This window comes from Virgibacillus kimchii, assembly GCF_055379185.1.
Genome location: NZ_AP043951.1, coordinates 2,766,718 through 2,784,815, shown reverse-complemented (window position 1 = coordinate 2,784,815; position 18,098 = coordinate 2,766,718). Strand labels below are relative to the sequence as shown.

General features: G+C 43.9%; 17 protein-coding genes. 13 read left to right on the top strand and 4 right to left on the bottom strand.

The window, feature by feature from the left end; translation table 11 throughout:
- Positions 1–13: 13 nt before the first annotated feature.
- From ACZ42C_RS13410 to ACZ42C_RS13380, 7 genes are all read left to right on the top strand, one after another.
- On the top strand, positions 14–661 hold the full coding sequence (locus ACZ42C_RS13410) for a DUF4129 domain-containing protein (RefSeq protein ID WP_461182733.1): 648 nt from the start codon (positions 14–16) through the stop codon (positions 659–661).
- Between the two features lie 18 nt (positions 662–679).
- Complete coding sequence (locus tag ACZ42C_RS13405) at positions 680–1,816, top strand: DUF4350 domain-containing protein (RefSeq protein ID WP_461182734.1); 1,137 nt, start codon at positions 680–682, stop codon at positions 1,814–1,816.
- The gene (locus tag ACZ42C_RS13400) at positions 1,813–2,742 is read left to right on the top strand and encodes an AAA family ATPase (protein WP_461182735.1); all 930 of its coding nucleotides are present in this window, start codon (positions 1,813–1,815) and stop codon (positions 2,740–2,742) included. The genes ACZ42C_RS13405 and ACZ42C_RS13400 overlap by 4 nt, the downstream gene beginning before the upstream one ends.
- An 88-nt stretch (positions 2,743–2,830) precedes the next feature.
- Positions 2,831–4,051 (top strand): DUF58 domain-containing protein, encoded by a 1,221-nt coding sequence (locus ACZ42C_RS13395; protein WP_461182736.1) that lies wholly within the window; start codon positions 2,831–2,833, stop codon positions 4,049–4,051.
- Positions 4,052–4,168: 117 nt separating this feature from the next.
- Positions 4,169–5,170, top strand: coding sequence for a stage II sporulation protein M (locus ACZ42C_RS13390; protein ID WP_461182749.1), 1,002 nt, complete (start codon positions 4,169–4,171; stop codon positions 5,168–5,170).
- Complete coding sequence (locus ACZ42C_RS13385; protein ID WP_461182737.1) at positions 5,151–5,942, top strand: RDD family protein; 792 nt, start codon at positions 5,151–5,153, stop codon at positions 5,940–5,942. The genes ACZ42C_RS13390 and ACZ42C_RS13385 overlap by 20 nt, the downstream gene beginning before the upstream one ends.
- Before the next feature lie 159 nt (positions 5,943–6,101).
- The gene (locus tag ACZ42C_RS13380) at positions 6,102–6,374 is read left to right on the top strand and encodes a hexameric tyrosine-coordinated heme protein (protein WP_461182738.1); all 273 of its coding nucleotides are present in this window, start codon (positions 6,102–6,104) and stop codon (positions 6,372–6,374) included.
- A 104-nt stretch (positions 6,375–6,478) separates the two neighbouring features.
- Here the strand turns inward: ACZ42C_RS13380 and ACZ42C_RS13375 are convergent, their stop codons facing one another.
- Positions 6,479–7,363: a fructose bisphosphate aldolase gene (locus tag ACZ42C_RS13375; RefSeq protein ID WP_461182739.1), complete on the bottom strand. Its 885-nt coding sequence runs from the start codon at positions 7,361–7,363 to the stop codon at positions 6,479–6,481.
- A 188-nt stretch (positions 7,364–7,551) separates the two neighbouring features.
- Between ACZ42C_RS13375 and ACZ42C_RS13370 the strand changes: the two genes are divergently transcribed.
- Together ACZ42C_RS13370 and ACZ42C_RS13365 are read left to right on the top strand one after the other, a co-directional pair.
- Positions 7,552–8,580, top strand: a complete 1,029-nt coding sequence (locus tag ACZ42C_RS13370; RefSeq protein ID WP_461182740.1) for a DUF3231 family protein — start codon at positions 7,552–7,554, stop codon at positions 8,578–8,580.
- 455 nt (positions 8,581–9,035) lie between these two features.
- Entirely contained in the window at positions 9,036–9,638 is a 603-nt protein-coding gene (locus tag ACZ42C_RS13365; RefSeq protein ID WP_461182741.1) for a hypothetical protein, read from the top strand.
- Between the two features lie 131 nt (positions 9,639–9,769).
- On the opposite strand, the gene ACZ42C_RS13360 is transcribed toward ACZ42C_RS13365, so the two are convergent.
- The 3 genes from ACZ42C_RS13360 to ACZ42C_RS13350 form a co-directional block, all read right to left on the bottom strand.
- Positions 9,770–10,189: a hypothetical protein gene (locus ACZ42C_RS13360; protein WP_461182742.1), complete on the bottom strand. Its 420-nt coding sequence runs from the start codon at positions 10,187–10,189 to the stop codon at positions 9,770–9,772.
- A gap of 166 nt (positions 10,190–10,355) precedes the next feature.
- Positions 10,356–10,889, bottom strand: coding sequence for an SDR family NAD(P)-dependent oxidoreductase (locus tag ACZ42C_RS13355; RefSeq protein ID WP_461182743.1), 534 nt, complete (start codon positions 10,887–10,889; stop codon positions 10,356–10,358).
- Complete coding sequence (locus ACZ42C_RS13350) at positions 10,864–11,121, bottom strand: SDR family NAD(P)-dependent oxidoreductase (RefSeq protein WP_461182744.1); 258 nt, start codon at positions 11,119–11,121, stop codon at positions 10,864–10,866. The genes ACZ42C_RS13355 and ACZ42C_RS13350 overlap by 26 nt, the downstream gene beginning before the upstream one ends.
- Positions 11,122–11,299: 178 nt before the next feature.
- Between ACZ42C_RS13350 and ACZ42C_RS13345 the strand changes: the two genes are divergently transcribed.
- The 4 genes from ACZ42C_RS13345 (at position 11,300) to ACZ42C_RS13330 (ending at position 18,063) form a co-directional block, all read left to right on the top strand.
- On the top strand, positions 11,300–12,244 hold the full coding sequence (locus ACZ42C_RS13345) for an arsenic resistance protein (RefSeq protein ID WP_461182745.1): 945 nt from the start codon (positions 11,300–11,302) through the stop codon (positions 12,242–12,244).
- A gap of 66 nt (positions 12,245–12,310) precedes the next feature.
- The gene (locus ACZ42C_RS13340) at positions 12,311–13,165 is read left to right on the top strand and encodes an SDR family oxidoreductase (RefSeq protein ID WP_461182746.1); all 855 of its coding nucleotides are present in this window, start codon (positions 12,311–12,313) and stop codon (positions 13,163–13,165) included.
- Positions 13,166–13,377: 212 nt separating this feature from the next.
- Positions 13,378–15,210: an ATP-dependent zinc metalloprotease FtsH gene (gene ftsH / locus ACZ42C_RS13335; RefSeq protein WP_461182747.1), complete on the top strand. Its 1,833-nt coding sequence runs from the start codon at positions 13,378–13,380 to the stop codon at positions 15,208–15,210.
- Positions 15,211–15,381: 171 nt separating this feature from the next.
- On the top strand, positions 15,382–18,063 hold the full coding sequence (locus tag ACZ42C_RS13330) for a sigma 54-interacting transcriptional regulator (protein WP_461182748.1): 2,682 nt from the start codon (positions 15,382–15,384) through the stop codon (positions 18,061–18,063).
- Positions 18,064–18,098 lie beyond the last annotated feature (35 nt).

The following is an 18,098-nucleotide window of genomic DNA, read 5'->3' as shown; positions in this document are numbered from 1 at the left end:
CGGGTGATGTTGTATGGAAAATCCGGATAGGGCCAGGGAAAGGCTGGAAGAGATTTTAAGTCAGAGAGAATACCAGGTTTATTATGAGGAGAACCGGAACTTTCTTCAAATCCTCTGGGATCGTTTGTCAGAGTGGTTTTTTGAGCTTCTGGAAGAATGGCTGATGGGGATGGAGCCGTCAAATGCTTTTTCTGATACATTGCTCGTGATCCTGATCGGAGTGGTGATTTTGCTGGCGATTGTTGTTATCTTTTTTGCCGTAAGATCGGTCAGGAGAAAGCGGTCGGCACGGGAGCATCAGCCGTTTCATTCTGCCGATGAACTGGAATGGTCTGTGGACCGGCATGTGAGGGAAGCGGAAAAGCAGGCGGGTAAAGGGAATTATTCGCTTGGCATCAGGCATCAGTTCTTGGCATTGCTGCTTTATTTTCACGATTTGGAGCTGCTGAAAGCATCTGTCTGGAAAACAAACTGGGATTATTTTGCAGAGCTTCAGAAGAAAGATAAACAGCGGGCCGGGGCTTTTTATGAGCTGGCCAGAATCTTTGATGAGGCTGTTTATGGAGAACGGGAAATGGAACAAGCGGAATATGAAAATTACCGGGAACAGGTGCGTGGATGGATGCGTGAAACCGGAGAAGAAGAGAAACAGGAAAGCTAGAGGGAGGCTTGGGGAGGATTGCAATCATCACAGACGACAAAAAGAACGTGGATTTGGCTGGCTGTTATTTTGCTGTTATTTATTGTGATCAGCTATTTCCTTATTTCACAGCAGCCTGAGGAATTTCCGGGCTACGTTTCCGAGTCTCCCTCTCCTACGGGGACAAAGGCATTTTATACCTATTTGGAAGAAAATATTGAAGTGGATAGATGGGAACATGACCCGGAGATGCTGCCGCGGGAGGACCGGGGTGAACTGCTGTTGATGATCGAACCGTTTTTTGTGCCGGATCAATCTCAGATGGATGAATATATTCGGTATATGGAAGCCGGAAATACGATCATGCTGTTTAAGAATGACCCGAATGACATGTTCGGATTGGAAACCGAGATGCATATGATGCAGCTGGGGGAAGCGAGAACTTTAAATAGTGGTTTGGGTAATGAAATGTATGAGGCGATGTTTGATACGCGCGTACGGATGGAGGATGCGCCGGAGGATGAGGTGCTGCTGTATGATTATTCCGGGGCGATTGCGCTGGAACGTTCCTTCGGGGATGGCAGTTTGATTGCGGTAAATGCTCCATTATGGCTTGTCAATGAGTACATAACCGAGGAAGATCATGTGGAGCTTATCTTCTTGTTAATGCAACAGGCGGACTACAGCCGTATTTTATTTGATGAATATATCCATGGTGCCGGGAGTGGGCCGACGGTTGTTACGATGTATCCACAGTGGATGCTAGTGCTGGCATTGCAGCTGGCGGTGCTCACCCTTTTATGGCTTTGGTACCAAGGGAAGCGGTTTGGTCCTGTGCGAACACCAAGGGAAGCGGAAGTGCGCTTCAGTAATGAAAGGACCATTGCGCTTGCCGCCTGGTATCAGCGGAGCCGCCGGTATCAGGATTCACTGAAGCTGCAGGCGGACTATGTAAAATTACTGCTCCAGGAGAAATGGGGCATCCCATATCGGAGAAGCTGGCAGGAATCGACGGAGATGCTGAAGCGGAAGGTCGAGGAAATGCCGGTGGAGGATGTCAGCAGGTTTACGTTGGAACTTACAAAATTATTAAACAAGGAATCTGTCAATAAACAGGAATATGTGGCCTGGTCTAAAAAACTGGACCGGCTGCAACGAGAGGTGGAAGAGGAATGAACAGTCAGCTAAGGCCATTAATCAAGGCGTATGAAGAACGCATTCTTGGTCAGACAACAAATCTGAGGTTACTGCTCGCTGCCATATTATCCGGCGGGCACGTGTTAATTGAAGGGGTCCCCGGAACAGGGAAAACACAAATGGTACGGACGCTATCCAATTTAATCGGCGGGGAGTTTAACCGGATCCAGTTTACGCCGGATCTGCTGCCCTCGGATATTACGGGTAGTACGATTTTTAATATGAAGGAAAATACATTTCAGACGGTGAAGGGACCGATTTTTGCCAATATTATTCTGGCGGATGAAATTAACCGGACGCCTGCCAAAACACAGGCGGCACTTCTTGAGGCAATGGAAGAGAAGCAGGTGACGATCCAGGGGGAGACGTATCCTTTGCCTGATGTGTTTTTTGTTGTTGCCACGCAGAACCCGATTGAATTTGAAGGGACTTATCCGCTTCCGGAGGCGCAGCAGGACCGGTTTTTATTTAAGCTGACCATCGATTTCCCTGAGCTGGAAGAAGAAACGGATGTGCTGAAGCAGGTGCTGGGGCGCAGGAATACGGATGAAGCAACAGATGCGGTGCTGGATTTGGCGTCATTCCGGGAGATTCAGCAGGAAATGGAAGAGGTTACGATCAGTGATGATATTTTAAGTTATATTATGCAGATTGTCAGAAGAACGAGGGAAAGTGAGTCAATCCGTTTTGGGGCCAGTACGAGAGCGGCGATTGCGATGGCGAAAACGGCCAAGGCGTGGGCCTATTTGCTGGAAAGGGATTACGTGACGCCGGATGATGTGAAAGTCGTGGCCAGACCGGCGTTGAGGCATCGTATTCAAATTACGCCGCAAATGGAATTGGAGGGAGTGGGCCTTGACCAGATCATCGAAGAGCTTGTGGGCCAGGTTACTGTTCCAAGATAGGGGGATCCTCCCTTCACGCAGACTTTTACGCATTTATTCGCTGTTTTCCCTGGGTTTATTGGTCCTGTCTTATTGGGAAATTTCCTGGGTGTTTCTTATATCGGTGAATGTGTTGTTTATTCTGGCTTCTTTACTGGATCTGTTTTTTACCCCGGGAAGAAAGGAAATGCAGGCGGTTCGCTATTTTCCAGGTGAGATGGAACGCGGGTTAGAGGCGGAGGCAGCACTGGAGTTGAGGAATACATCGGGTTATTCATGCACTTTCCGTGTGGTGGATGATTTGCCGCAGACGTTTGAAGAGAATTTTCCGGTAAAGGGTGCGGCGGATGCGGGCTCGGTTAGCCGTGTTACCTATCAAACGCGTGCGTCTGTCAGAGGTAGATATGAACTGGAAAAGCTGTATATCCGTTATGCCGGCAGGTTCGGTCTTTGGGAAAAGCAAATGGCGGTGGAGCAGCGTGATACGGTGAAAGTCATTCCCGATCTGACGGAAACGCGGCATTTTTTGGAGAATGCCCAACAGTTTTTGCTGTATGAAGGCATGAAAATCCGCAGACATCAGAGTGGTGAAGGAGAGTTTTCCCGGGTAAGAAATTATGTCGTCGGTGATGACCCGCGGAAGATTAATTGGCGGCAAACGGCAAAGTTGCAGGAAGTGATGACCAATGAATATGAACCGGAGCATGGGAAGTATATTACAATTTTAATTGATTGCGGCCGGATGATGGGTGCGGAATTAAAAAAGGGTAACAGGCTGGAAAAAGCACTGGAAGCATCCATTACGGTGGCTGCGGCAGCACTGAAAAATGGGGATTATGTCGGGGTACTGGCATTTTCCAATGACATTCAAGTGTATGTGCCGCCGGAAAAAGGGATGGATCAATTGCAGAAGATTCTGCAGTCTGTTTACCATTTACAAGTGGATGCAAAGGAATCCAACTATGCCGGGGTCATGAGCTATTTGCAGACTGTGCAGAAAAAACGGAGCCTGATTTTACTGTTTAGCGATGTTCATACATTTTTACATGAAGAAAGTACACTGAATTATTTACGGCGATTGCGTCAAAAGCATTTGTTTCTCATGATCGGGATAGAGGATGAGGCATTGGAAAAAGAGACGAAGCAGCGCCCGGAAAATGTCCGGCTGGCCATGCGGAAGTCCCTTGCCCAACAGCAGGTGCAGGTGAAAAAGAGGGAAAAAGTGAAATGGGAAGCACAGGGCCTTGTCATGATCGAGGCAAAAGAAGAACACCTCGCCACAGAAGCCGTATCCCAGTACATCCACTGGATGAACCGGGGATTGCTGTAGGGGAAGTGCAGTGCCTGGGACTGCGGTACAGTGGTTCCTCGTCCCACCGAAAAGATTTGTCACTCCCCGAATTTTGTCGAATTTTGTGGTGTGCTTGGAGAGGAAGTGGGTGATGAAGTGAATGTGAGGCAATTTGTGAAGCGGCACAGGGAAGAGTGGAAGCAGCTGGAAGCCTATGCTGCACATTTACAGAAAAAAGGGAGAAAGGTTACGGGAGCGGATATTTCGAAGTTCCAGGGGCTTTACCAAAAAGCAGCGCAGCATTTATCCTATAGCCGGACTTATTTTCCCGATGAAGAGGTTACCGTCTATTTGAACGGGCTTGTTTCCAAATCTCATAATATATTGTACAGGGACCAGGTAACGAGCTTTCAGCAGATGCGGTACTTCTTCAGCACCAAGTTTGTCGGACTTTTACTTGAACAATGGAAATTTATCATTGTTGCCATGCTGCTGTTTATGTTTGGACTGTTGGCAGCGTTCCTGGCCGTCGTGGAGGACCCGCTTGCGTATTATTCTGTCATGCCGGATGAGATGGGTACAGCAGTGGATCCGGAGCGGCTTGGAGAGGGACTTGATGAAATTGATAACTCCATCATGTCGGCTCAAATTATGACGAACAATATCCAGGTGGCAATTTTGGCATTTGCCAGTGGAATCACACTGGGGATCGGCACGATATATATCCTTGTTTATAACGGGTTGATTGTCGGTGGTTTGGCTGCTCTTTATTGGCATGCCGGGATGACCTATGATTTTTGGGCTTTTATCGTTCCCCACGGCATGGTGGAGCTGGCGGCTATTTTTATTGCTGGCGGTGCCGGATTGTTAATGGGCTATAAGCTGTTTGTGCCCGGGGCATATACGAGGGGTTATCAGTTAAGGGAAAATGCCAAGCGATCTGTGCAGCTATTCCTCGGGACCATTCCCTTGTTCATTATCGCAGGGGTTATTGAAGGTTTTATTACACCGGCTGATCTTTCGCTGGAAATGAAATATGTTGTGGCGATTGTAACGGTGATTGGGTTATTACTGTATATCATTTGGGGCAAGATGTTATTGGATAAGAGAAGATCGAAGGAAAGTTGGGGAGAAGTGCATGAAACAGGAACAGATTGATATTAAAACACCGGAATTTGTATCCCTCGAGTTCAGCCTTGCCGGCCTGGGGTCAAGGTCAGCTGCCATGATTATTGACCAGGTGATCTTGACACTGGCGAATATAGCGCTTTTTTTAGTGCTTTTCCTTTTACCGAGAAGTGATATGTTCCTTTTAATGGAGTCAGGGTGGCTTGTGGCTATTTTTTTCATTCTTATTTTCGTTATTAATTGGGGTTACTTTTTTACGGGTGAGTATTTTTACAATGGAAAAACAATTGGAAAGCGCATGGTCGGCATCCGTGTCATTCAGGAAAATGGTCATAATATTACATTTATGTCTGCACTGATCCGCAATTTGCTGCGGATTATTGATATGCTGCCGACGAGTTATTTTCTCGGTATTATTCTTGTATTTTTCCATTCAAAGCATAAGCGGCTTGGTGATATGGCTGCAGGTACTGTCGTTGTGCTTGACGAGAATATGAAGCGGAAGAAGAAATCGGCACTGGAGAAGGAAATAGAGCAACGCGGGTTGAACAAAAACAGTTTTCATATAGATGAGCTGGCATATAATGCACTGGGTTCAAAGGAATATAATTTACTGCGGACGTACAGCTCAAAGCTGATGGAATTGCGCGATGCACAGCGGAGCCAACTCACGATAGAAATGGCAGAAATCCTGCTTCCCAAGGTCGGTCTGGACACCAAAAGGAAATCGGTATATCAGCTTGAAAATGAACTGATGGTGCTTTATTTGAAAATGAGAGAAGACTGGGAGTTTGAGTTGTAGATAGGTGCCTGGGGCTGCGGTACAGTGGTTCCTCGTCCCATCGAAAATATGGGACTGCGCTAAATGCTCGTCCCACCGAAAAGCACTGTCACTCCCCGAAACAGCTCGAATTTTTCGAAGCATTATTAGATTCGTTTACCATTTAGATGTGATACTTCCATGCAAAACGGGTATGTTATAAATATATTGAAAATTAAGGAGGCTAATCATGAGCAGTGGTTAACGGATTTAAGAACAAGCACACCGCAGGAAGGATTTGAGCTGGCCATTACTTTGGCGAAAAAAGGGGTCACCTATACCCAGGATGATAGAAAGGTAAGAGAAGAATTGCGCAAAGATTACGCTGATAATGCAGATAGTCTTACATTTGCTTCACAGGTAGTCGCGATCCACTTTCAAACCATAGCAGCAGCAAATGATTATTGGAAATAAGAGTACGGCATTATCCATATAAATCAAAAAGGGAGAGCAGGACAATTTGATTCCTGCTCTCCCTTTTTTTACCTAAAGGGGTCTGACCCCTCAATTCAAAATTTTCAAACAGATGCTTCGTATATTGATTTTACTGCTTTTTCGAGCTCGCGGTTGAATTCTTCGTCGGATTGATTTACGTTCAAGTCCTGGCTTAAAGCTCTAGAGAAGCTGGCAATCAGTCCGTCGTTTTCTTTCAGCTTTTCGTTGGCCACTTCGGTGGAATATCCGCCGGAAAGGGCAACAACACGCACTACACGAGGATGATCAATCAATTCTTTGTACAGATTTGCTTCTGATGGAATTGTTAATTTCAGCATGACGTTTTCATCATCATTTAAGCTGTTCAAGTGCCCGATCAGTTCTGTTTTCAGAGCATCCTCACACTTTTCTTTTTCGGGACTGTTAATATCCACTTCCGGTTCAATGATTGGCACTAAGCCTGCAGCCAAAATCTGTCTTCCAATTTCAAATTGCTGCTCGACTACTGCTTTAATACCTTCCGGGTTGGCTTTTTTAATAACCGAGCGCATTTTAGTCCCAAAAATATGACGCTCATTTGCACGTTTCAGCGTTTCATCCAAATCAGGAATCGGCTTCATCATCTGAACGCCCTGTTCTTCTTCAGCAAGGCCTTTGTCCACTTTTAAGAAAGGTACAATCCCCTTCTTTTCAGCCAGATAGTCGCCGGTGTACATTCCGTCGATTTCACGATCCATTGTCTGTTCAAACAGAATTGCTCCCAGAATATGCTCAGAACTAAAGGCAGGAGATTTGATAATTCTTGTCCGCATTTCGTGAACCAGGTCGAACATTTCTTCCTCAGTGGAATAGGCATCTTGTTCAACGCCATATAAAGCCAGTGCCTTAGGTGTACTTCCACCACTCTGATCCAATGCTGCGATAAATCCTTTTCCATTCTTGATTTTATCAAATTGTTTCTGATTCATTGTTTACCACTCTCCTTTATTAAAATCATGTCTCTAACAGGACATTCTCTTCTCAATTTTACCTACTACTACATTGTAGCATTAATCACGAAATGGTCATAGTAAGTCGCAATGGGACCAGTTTTTTTTAGTGAATAATTATAGGTTGTCAGATTAAACTAAAAAAATGCATGGAAGGAGTCGTTTTTATGAAAAAAAATAAAAAAGAATTAGATAAAGGAAAACAACATCCTGAATTAACTTCCGCAGAAATGGGTAAATTGTGGGCTGCTTATACCGGTAATACGATGGCTGTATGTGTCCTTCGTTATTTTTCAAAACATGCCGAAGATCCAGAAATAAAGAAAGTAGTTAATAAAGCTTTGAATTTAGCAGAAAGTATTGTGTCTTATATAAAAAATGTTTTTACTCAGGCGAACTTTCCCGTCCCCTATGGTTTTAATAAGGATGATGTCACCCTTGAAGCTCCACGTTTGTTTCAAGATGAATTTTATCTTTATTACCTGAAATACACAAGTAAAGCAGGAATGAGTATTTATACCATTGCCATAAGTCTTGTGAGCAGACCGGATATAAGGAGTTTCTTTATAAGAACCCTGCAGAAGACGGTGGAACTTGTATCAAGCGTGAAGGATATTATGACAGCGAAGGGGCTAATGGTAAAACCTCCTGCGATTCCAAATCCAGATAAGGCTGAATTCGTGGAAAAACAAAATTACCTGAATGGATTCTTTGGGAATGTCAGACCGCTCCATGCACTGGAAATCACACATTTGTATGACAATATGGAGAATAATATAGCCAGCAAGGCCTTATTAATAGGTTTCAGCCAAGTAGCCAGAAAAGAAAAAGTAAAAAAGTTTCTGTTGCGGGGAAAAGAAATAGCGGATAAACATATAATGTCCTGCGAAAAGCAACTGCAAAAAAATGACTTGCCATCTCTTCCGTTAATAGATGACCTGGTAGGTACCACTTCTTTTCCTCCTTTTTCGGATAAGTTAATGCTTTGGCATAAAATAGATATGTTTTCCGTGAAAATCAGAACGTATGCCAATGGGGCATCCTTGAATGGAAGACGTGATATCGGCGGCATGTATGCTAAATTAATGATGGACGTGGGATTATATGTAGAGGACGGCACCAATATTATGATCGAGAACGGGTGGATGGAAAAACCGCCGGAAGCAGCAGACCGGGATGGATTGGTTAAGGGGTGAGGCGTATTTAAACTGAATTTGCCATAAAAGAGTTTCTGCCTGTATAAGCTCCGGCACATGAACAGACATAGGAAGTTAAAAAATGTTGAAATGTTCTTTCCCGGAAGTTTGAGTGAAAAGAAGGAATACAGGTACTGCAGACAGTATTTACAACGAACTTAAGAAAAAATGCTAGCATAAGTACTTCAATTTAAGTGAAGAAAAATTATTCAACATTTAATACGATCAGCTTGTTTTCTTAACTCCCCTCAATACTTTGTGTGTCTATGTGTTGAGGGGTTTTGTATATATTTGGTGACTCTCAAAATTAGGGTAAGAATTTATATAATTTTTAACCTGGATTTAACTTACAGCACTTATAGTGTTAGGTGGTGAATTTGAGGGTGTCACCAAGAATACTGAAATGGAAACAGCAGCTCGCGAATTTCATGAAAACTTAGATTGGAGAGTTTATTATGTTATCACATAGGAAAGTCTTCTTCATTTTCATTGTAATCACTTTTAGTTTCATTATCGTTTCGGCCTGTGGTTCAAACAATGGAGATGCAGAAGAAACACCGATTAGTGATGGTGTAAGCGCAGAAGAAACGGCTAATAGTGGCGATGAAGATATAGAGGGCACAACAGATAACGGAAATGAAGATGAGAATGAAACTAATAATGAAGATTACGCATATGCAACCTGGAATGGAGAGGAACTTCATTTTGAAAATACAAGCTGCGGTTATCAGCCAGGAGTAGGTTATAGAGTGACTGCATTAGGAGATGGACACCATCTTCAAGCGAGCTATAAAGTCAGTGATGATAGTGACGATATGCTTGATCCGGAATTCGACTTCTCAGAGGTTTTTGGTCTGGAATTATTTATCAGTGCCGGTCCGGATACGACAATTGGTGAGGGTGAAGGTTATGTAAACGATGGCCCATTAAACGATGTCACAGGAGATGAATTATCTGCAAAAGGAACAGCAACCTTAATACCGGATCGTACATCTCGAGCAGAAGAAGTCAATCCTGAAGGTGGAGAAGTAAAATTTGAAATTCAGTGTGCGGAATAATAACAGGAAGCTAAAGAAGATTTTGCACCGTTCATACCCAGAAGCTGTGAAATCATATTAAAGGAGGATAAACCAGGGACTACGGAGATTCCCTGGTTTTTTTCATGAATAATTTCAGAGCATGTTAGCTGCTACACCCATAACCTCACCAAAACCCCGACAATAATGCCATAAAATGCATGTCCGGCCGTCCAATGCAGCCACGCATAACGATCCGTATGCTTGGGAGGTGTTTTTGTCAGTGCGCTGAGGAAAAATAAGAAGGCGCTGCCGGCAGTATATACAACGACATAAGGAAAAATATAATATTCCCATCCAATGAGCCTTAGCAGGTAAAACAGTACAACGACACTTGCTATACAGGTGAAAAAGTGAAACGTAAGACCAGCGGCGCGGATGTGGCTCCACTTCTTTAAAACAGGCATATAATCCAGGTTATAGAGCAATATTTCCGCCCGGTTGCCAGTCAGTATACGAACCAGTTTCATAAAAAGGGATAAACCGATTGCACCGATTACCCCGATGACCACCAATACGATAAAATCAAGCATGTGACGTCCTCCCGGTTTTTTCTGTTTTTTCCATTTCCCTTTCAGGGTTGAAGATAAACGGAAGGAGGCATTCAACTTACATTACGGCCGAATCATCCAATGATGAAAATAAAATGACCGGCCGCCGGTTAGGCGAGCCAGTCTTTTCAAACATATTATTTTTCGATTAATCCGCCTGCATGCCGCCATCCACATTATAAAGGGAGCCTGTAACAAAGGACGATTGGTCGGAAGCAAGGAAATAGACAACCTGAGCTACTTCATTTGGTGCACCGAAGCGGCCAAGAGGGATTCCTTGTTTTATGGCTTCGGCAGATGCTTCCGGGTTACCTGGTGAGGTGTTGTTTTGAATATCGGCCAGCATTTGTGTATCAATGGCTGCCGGTGCTACTGCGTTAATGCGTACCCCATTTTCAGCTGCTTCCAGTGCGGCTGTTTTTGTTAGTCCTGCTACCGCATGCTTTGACGCAATATATCCGGGCATTCCTGCTGAACCAATATAAGCCGCATTAGACGCTGTGTTGATGATGCTGCCATGTCCTTGTTCTTCCATCTGTTTAATAACATGCTTCAGGCCAAGAAATACACCGGTCACGTTAATGCCCATAACCTGTTCGAATTTTTCTTTTTCCAGGTCTGTAATATTGGCAAATGGGCCATTTACCCCGGCATTATTAAAAAAAGACGTCGATTTTGCCAAATGCACTTACTGTTTCTTTTACATAATTTTTCACATCTTCTTCATTCGTCACATCTGCCTGAATCACTTTAATATTTCCTTTGTCTGCATCCAAGTTGTTTTTGGCGTTATCCAAAGCATCCTGATTCACATCTACTAAAACAACTTTCGCACCATGATCCAAAAAAAGTTGTGCCGTGGCTTGTCCGATTCCGCCTGTCCCACCTGTGATCAATACAATTTTATTATCCATGCAGCAATTCCTCCTTTTAGTAACAAGGTTACTTTGAGTAACTATAGTTATATTATAATTGCTAATGTTTTTAAATTCCACTTGTTTGCTCAAACAAAACATAATATATAATCCTGCGTAGATATAATTTGGTCTATCCCCATTTTTCAAATATCATTAAGTTAGAGGAGGCAGCAATATGGGTTATTTGGAAAAAATCTACTCAATACTCATCATGATTTCTGTGGCAGCTGGTCTTTTACTTGGGCAGATCAGCGGGCTGAGTGTCGTGGCTGATGCAGTGATTGTACCACTTTTAATGCTTATGCTGTTATTTACTTTTATCCAGGTACCCATTCAAAATATAAAACAATCCTTTGCCAACAGAAAATTTACTATAACAAGCATTATTATGAATTTTATCCTGACCCCAGTATTGGCATGGCTGTTGGCAAGTGTGTTTTTAGCGGATCATCCGGCGCTCTGGATTGGATTTATTATGCTGATGGTTACGCCCTGTACGGACTGGTATATTGTTTTTACCGGAATTGCCAAAGGAAATGTGGCGTTATCTGCGAGCATTTTGCCATTAAATTTACTTTTACAGCTTATGTTGCTGCCGGTTTATTTTTACATATTTGCCGGTACAGCTGCCATGGTGGATCTGCAGTTGATTGTGGAAAGTATTGTTCTTGTCCTGTTGATTCCGCTGTTACTGGCTTATGGAATCAGGGCGGTGCTGCATCGGCGGGCCAAAGAACTGAAAAAGTCAACCGAGAAAATGGATGGTTTGCCTATTATTTTCTTGTGCCTGGCTATCGTTGCCATGTTCACGTCTCAGGGAGAAGTACTGCTTGCCAATTTGGACTTACTCCTGTTATTACTTTTGCCGATCCTTGCTTTTTTTATTACTAATTTTTTGCTCGGAAGGGTGGTTGGACGAATGCTCAAATTTAACCACGCCAATACGGCAAGTCTGAATCTGACAACATTAGCAAGGAATTCGCCAATTGCCCTGGCTTTGGCAATTACTGCTTTTCCACATGAACCTTTGATCCCGCTCGTGTTAATTATCGGACCACTTGTGGAGCTTCCGCTGCTTGCCATTATTTCACAGATAATTCTGCGGCTGGGGAGCAGGTAGTGTAACGTTCGAATAAATCTTCAGTTATAGGTATAAAATTTATGGAAACAGGAGGGGTAACAAAAAATGATTTTGGTAACAGGAGCTACAGGACAAATTGGTAAAATGGTTGTGGAGAATGTGTTGAAAAGAGGGTTGCCTGTCAGGGCTTTCGTCCGGGATGAACAAGCTTTGCATGATATTAATCATTCCAAATTGGAAAAAGCGGTCGGTACATTTGAAGACATTAAATCACTTGAGCTGGCGATGGATGGTGTGGATCGTCTTTTTCTGGTTGCCAGGGACAATCCGGATCAGGTGGCTCAACATGAAAATGTTCTAAAAGCTGCGGAACGGACAGGGGTAAAACATATCGTCAAATTATCGGCATATGGTGCTTCTGAAGATTCCCCGATTGCTTTAATGCGCTGGCACGCAGAAACGGAAAAACAGCTGCAGGACGCCAATTTGGATTGGACGTTTCTTCGCCCGCATTTATATATGCAAAATGTATTGCGTTTTGGTGAAGCGATTGCAAAAGAAGGCGAATTCTCAGCGCCAATGGGCAACGACCAATTCAGCTTCATTGATGTGCGGGATATTGCCGAAGTGGCTGCTAAAATACTGCGGACGGATGGGCATGAAGGGAAAATATATACGCTGACTGGTCCCTTTGTTGTGTCATATACGGAAATCGCAGAGTATTTATCGGCAATACGCGGCAAATCGGTAAAATATAACGCCGTTACGCAGGAAGTGTTTTATCAGCAGCACTTATCAAAAGGAACGCCCCAATGGCGGGCTTATGATCTTGCGTATATTACAGATGCTTATCCTGGAAAAAGAAAAGAAAGAGTGACAAATGATGTTTATGAGATACTGGGCAGACCGGCCCGGAGTTTGGATACCTTTTTCAGTGATTATCAGGAAAGTTTTAAATAAGCAGCAGGTGCATCCTCTTTCTGTAAAGCAGCCCCCCTGCCTATCAGTTATTTGTGATAGAATGTTTGGTTTTGAGTCTGAAATAAGCGCAGAATAAAGGTATAATAGAAGTAGGATATGATATAGGCTTTTTCATTGAAGAGGCTTCGGTCCCTTATACCGACCAGGTACATATCCCGTGCCTTGAACTGAACGAAAGGGAGGAGAGGAATATGGCGAAACAAAATAGCCAGACACCAAAAAGGCCACTTATTTATTACATTCTATTTGCCCTTTTAATTATATTTGCATTGAATGCAGTCGTTTTGCCTTTCTTCCAGGATCAGCAAGTGGAGGAGATCGATTATGGCACTTTTTTGTCGATGCTGGAAGAAGGTAATGTGAATGAAGTAGAAATGACAGAGACAAATATATTGTTTACATTACCCGGGGAAGAGGATACGGTTTATCAGACCGGGCGGGTAGAAGACCCTGCTCTGGTGGATCGCCTATATGAAGCGGGTGCCGAGTTTACCCAGGAAATACCAACAGAAGTATCACCTATATTTACGATGTTTCTATTTTTAATTTTACCGGTATTGATTTTTATCGTTTTTGGAATCTTTCTTAGCCGTAATTTGCGTAAAAGAATGGGCGGCGGGGATGCAAGTCCCATGTCATTTGGAAAAAGTAAAGCAAAAATTCATGCTGAATCCAAATCAAATGTCACCTTTGATCAGGTAGCCGGGCAGGATGAGGCAAAAGAGGCACTGGTAGAAATAATTGATTTTCTGCATGATCCGGCTAAATACAGAAACATTGGTGCCAAACTGCCAAAAGGGGCTCTATTGGTGGGGCCGCCTGGAACTGGGAAAACATTGATTGCCCGGGCGGTTGCCGGAGAAGCTAAAGTTCCGTTTTTTATCATTTCCGGTTCTGAGTTTGTGGAAATGTTCGTTGGTACAGGTGCATCCAGGGTTCGGGATTTATTCAAACAGGCACAGGAAAAAGCACCGTGTATTGTTTTTATTGATGAGATAGATGCGATTGGAAAGTCAAGGGACGGTAAAGGGGTTATGGGGAATGACGAACGGGAGCAGACGCTGAATCAGTTGTTATATGAAATGGATGGGTTTGACAGCAGTAAAGGGGTGGTTATCCTTGCAGCAACAAACCGCCCGGAAGTGCTGGATAAAGCTCTGTTAAGGGCAGGCAGGTTTGACAGAAGAATTCCGGTCGAACTTCCTGATTTGAATGGACGAATAGCAATTTTGAAGGTCCATGCGAAAAAGATTCAAGTGGATGAAAATGTGGACTTTGAAGTGATTGCCAGATCGACGGCAGGTGCATCCGGGGCTGAGCTCGCAAATATTGTAAATGAAGCAGCTCTCCATGCGGTGAAAATGAAACACAAAAAAGTCATGCAGGATGATTTGGAACAGGCGGTTGATATTGTGGTTGCCGGCTATGAAAGAAAGAGTGCGGTAATTTCCACTCATGAGAAACTGGTCGTTTCCTATCATGAAATCGGGCATGCGTTGGTAGCGGTTAATCTGGAAGGTGCCGCACCGGTGCAAAAAATAACCATTATACCGAGAACGTCAGGTGCACTTGGCTTTACAATGCAAGTGGAAGAGGCGGAGAAATTTTTATACTCCAAAAAAGATCTGCTGAATAAAATTACTGCCTTAACTGGAGGAAGGGCTGCTGAAGAAATAATCTTTAATTCGATTACTACCGGCGCAGCAAATGATATTGAACAGGCAACAAAACTTGCCCGGCAGATGGTCACCCGTTTTGGTATGAGTGATAATTTTGGCATGATGGGTATCGAAACGGTAGTGAATCCGTATTTGGGCGGGGAGACAACTATGCAGGCTTCTGCGGAGACGTCAGCCCAGGTGGACGCAGAAGTGCGGAGGATTATTAGGAACGCCCATGAAGAAGCGAGGGAAATTCTTCATAATAACATGGATAAACTCCATGAACTGGCGAAATACTTGTTGGAAAAAGAAACCATATCCGGTGAGGAGTTTATGAAGATAGTTCATAGCAAGGGTGAATAATTCTTTTAGGGCACTCTTTGGAAGAGTGCCTTTAAAATTGGCTGCTTTTCTCCATAGGTGGGGCCAGAGGTGGTCCGGATCTGGGTAACAAAAAGAAATGAAACCCAACTTTTAAAAAAGTTATATAAGTTGATGTTATACTTATGACAGATGGGAAAATGGGAAATAGACATGGAAGACGTAAAGAAAGAGGGCGCGCAGTTTATGAGTCGAATCAAAGATGTGTATCAGCAATTACAGCAATTCGGCAGTGATGGAGCGGATGCAGGGCAGGTAGGCGCAGCGCTGCAAATCAACCGCTCGACCGCAAGCCGGTATTTAAATGATCTGGTGAAAGCCGGTTATGCAAAAAAGATACTCGGCAAGCCGGTAAAATATATGGTCTTACATAGGGAATCCAATGATAGTCATATTGTCGGGTCTGAAGAAAGTCTTCAATCCCTGCTGGAAACCGGGATGGCAGCATTTTTGTATCCTTCCAGGCCACTGCCGATTTTATTGACAGGGGAAACCGGGACAGGTAAATCCTATTTGGCGGGAAAATTGTCCGAAATGGCCATCGCCGGTTTTCACGATGCAAAGAGGGAGAAGTTTATCACATTTAACTGTGCAGATTATGCCCAAAATCCGGAACTGCTGGTAGGCCAGATTTTTGGAATAAAAAAAGGTGCATTCACCGGTGCAACCGAGGATAAAGTGGGATTGGTCGAACAGGCCGACGGCGGTATTTTATTCCTGGATGAGATTCACCGGCTTCCTCCTTCCGGGCAGGAGATGCTGTTTTATCTGATGGATCAAGGAATTTACCACAGGCTCGGCGAGGCCACCCGAAAGCGCTATGCGGATGTGGCACTTATAGGAGCTACAACAGAAAGTTCGGAAACGTATTTATTGCCTACCTTATTGCGCCGTTTTTCTGTAAAGTTGGATGTACCTCCATTACGTGAACGAACAACAGGTGAACGCGAGGAATTAATAGATTATTTTCTAAGTGAAGAAGCGACAATCATGAAAGAGGACCTGTCGATTGAAGATGACTGCAGGAAAGCATTTGTGTCCTATGATTGTCCGGGTAATATAGGCCAATTGAAAAGCGATATACAAATCGCCTGCGCACGCGCCTATTTGCGTTACTTGAATGAAGAAGACAGCAGGGTAATCCTTAAGCTGGAGGATTTTCCGGGCGATCATAAATATCTTGTCGAAAATAAACTAGGTAATGCAAACAAACAGGCGCGAAAAATTGCGTCGGATCAGACAAGCGTGGATTCTTCGGTTCCATTTCCCAATATATATGAGCGTCTTTATGTTCAAAATAATAATATAGAAAATGAAAACAAGGATGATTTGCAACAGGCAGTTTATGAGTATATTCGGGAACTGACGGAAAAGTACCGGCAACCTGTTCAGTCGAAGGATAGCTGGAAGGACCTGATTGATGATGATTTGTTTCATGTGCTGCAGAGCACTTGGGAAAGCCTGGATCAGATATTGCCATTTGCGGTTCAGAAGAATCAGCTGTATGTCATCGGGCTGCATCTGCAGAATTACCGGAATCACTTAAGGGATCAAATTAAGAAAGAGCCAATACCTGTGATGATTCATCCGAATCCGGCATACCGGAAGGCAGCAGCAGAGATTGCCAATCAATTGCGGACGGAAATCGGCATGAACCTGCCTGAGGAAGAAGTGGAACTGATTGCTCATTTCCTCACACCGGAACCAACACAGCAAGTACTGACGGCTGAACAGCAGTTGGCTGTCATTCTGGTAACCCATGGAAGTTCAACAGCCACGTCCATGGCGGAAGTGACCAATTATCTGCTTGGCAATAATGTCATTCATCCGATTGATATGCCGCTGACGATGGCGGTTGAAGAGACGTATGAACGGGTGAAACAGACGATCAACCGGCTGTCTGAAATAAAAGGTGCCCTGCTATTGGTTGATATTGGTTCTCTCATTACCATGGGGGATACGATTCAGCATGAATTGAGTGTTCCCATCAAAACCTTATCCAGTGTCAACCTTCCAATGGTACTTGAGGCAGGAAGACAATCATTAATATCCGATCAGACACTGGAAGGCATGTACCAGGCAACGAGAGAAGCCATGGATGTATTTATGGAAAAAGACCAGCAGAAGAGTGAAGTCCAGAAAAAGCGACTAATTGCCACTGTCTGTTTTACGGGAGAGGGAGCTGCTCAACTGCTGGAATCATGGCTGGAAGACCAGCTGTCAAAGATGGATGATGACGTGGTGATCAGAGCGGTGCGCATTGATCCTATAACAAAAGACACATCGGTTTTAAATGGATTGACAGATTATTATGATGTTATCGCTATTATTGGAACGGTTCCGGTTTCCATTGAAGGTATCCCGTATATACCGGCATGGGAACTTCTGCAGGATGAAGGGATATCGCGCATGCATAAACTATTGGAAGTTTCCCGGAAAACGGCCTTGCCCCCATTCAGGGAAGACATTTCCTCCAATGAAATTTATGATCTCATCTTACGTGGTCTGCAGGAAATAACGATCCATGTGAACCCGAAAGCTGTTGCTGATCTGCTGCAGGAGTATATGCCGGCCATACGTGGTTTTTATGGCTGGGATAATAATCGTGAACTAGGTATGTGGATGCACATCGGAAGTCTGGTTGACCGCTTGATTTCCGTGCATTTGAAAAATACGGATGACCGGTTTCTTTCTTCCATTCCACTGGATCATAAGACTGTCCCTTCCGAACAGGAAGATAAGCTTTGGTCGGAACTTGTTCAACAAATAAATGATACATTTCATGTTGAAGTAACAGATAGAATAAAGCGGGAATTGATAAAACTATCCCGTTAATGTGTGCAAAACAGTTGCACACATTTTTTTATGAT

What these genes read in the sequence shown, in the direction of transcription:
- ACZ42C_RS13410 (WP_461182733.1), top strand. Translation starts at nt 14, where the DNA reads ATGGAAAATCCGGATAGGGCCAGGGAAAGGCTGGAAGAGATTTTAAGT.
- ACZ42C_RS13400 (WP_461182735.1), top strand. Translation starts at nt 1,813, where the DNA reads ATGAACAGTCAGCTAAGGCCATTAATCAAGGCGTATGAAGAACGCATT.
- ACZ42C_RS13385 (WP_461182737.1), top strand. Translation starts at nt 5,151, where the DNA reads ATGAAACAGGAACAGATTGATATTAAAACACCGGAATTTGTATCCCTC.
- ACZ42C_RS13380 (WP_461182738.1), top strand. Translation starts at nt 6,102, where the DNA reads ATGCAAAACGGGTATGTTATAAATATATTGAAAATTAAGGAGGCTAAT.
- ACZ42C_RS13375 (WP_461182739.1), bottom strand. Translation starts at nt 7,363, where the DNA reads ATGAATCAGAAACAATTTGATAAAATCAAGAATGGAAAAGGATTTATC.
- ACZ42C_RS13370 (WP_461182740.1), top strand. Translation starts at nt 7,552, where the DNA reads ATGAAAAAAAATAAAAAAGAATTAGATAAAGGAAAACAACATCCTGAA.
- ACZ42C_RS13365 (WP_461182741.1), top strand. Translation starts at nt 9,036, where the DNA reads ATGTTATCACATAGGAAAGTCTTCTTCATTTTCATTGTAATCACTTTT.
- ACZ42C_RS13360 (WP_461182742.1), bottom strand. Translation starts at nt 10,189, where the DNA reads ATGCTTGATTTTATCGTATTGGTGGTCATCGGGGTAATCGGTGCAATC.
- ACZ42C_RS13350 (WP_461182744.1), bottom strand. Translation starts at nt 11,121, where the DNA reads ATGGATAATAAAATTGTATTGATCACAGGTGGGACAGGCGGAATCGGA.
- ACZ42C_RS13345 (WP_461182745.1), top strand. Translation starts at nt 11,300, where the DNA reads ATGGGTTATTTGGAAAAAATCTACTCAATACTCATCATGATTTCTGTG.
- ACZ42C_RS13340 (WP_461182746.1), top strand. Translation starts at nt 12,311, where the DNA reads ATGATTTTGGTAACAGGAGCTACAGGACAAATTGGTAAAATGGTTGTG.
- ftsH (WP_461182747.1), top strand. Translation starts at nt 13,378, where the DNA reads ATGGCGAAACAAAATAGCCAGACACCAAAAAGGCCACTTATTTATTAC.
- ACZ42C_RS13330 (WP_461182748.1), top strand. Translation starts at nt 15,382, where the DNA reads ATGGAAGACGTAAAGAAAGAGGGCGCGCAGTTTATGAGTCGAATCAAA.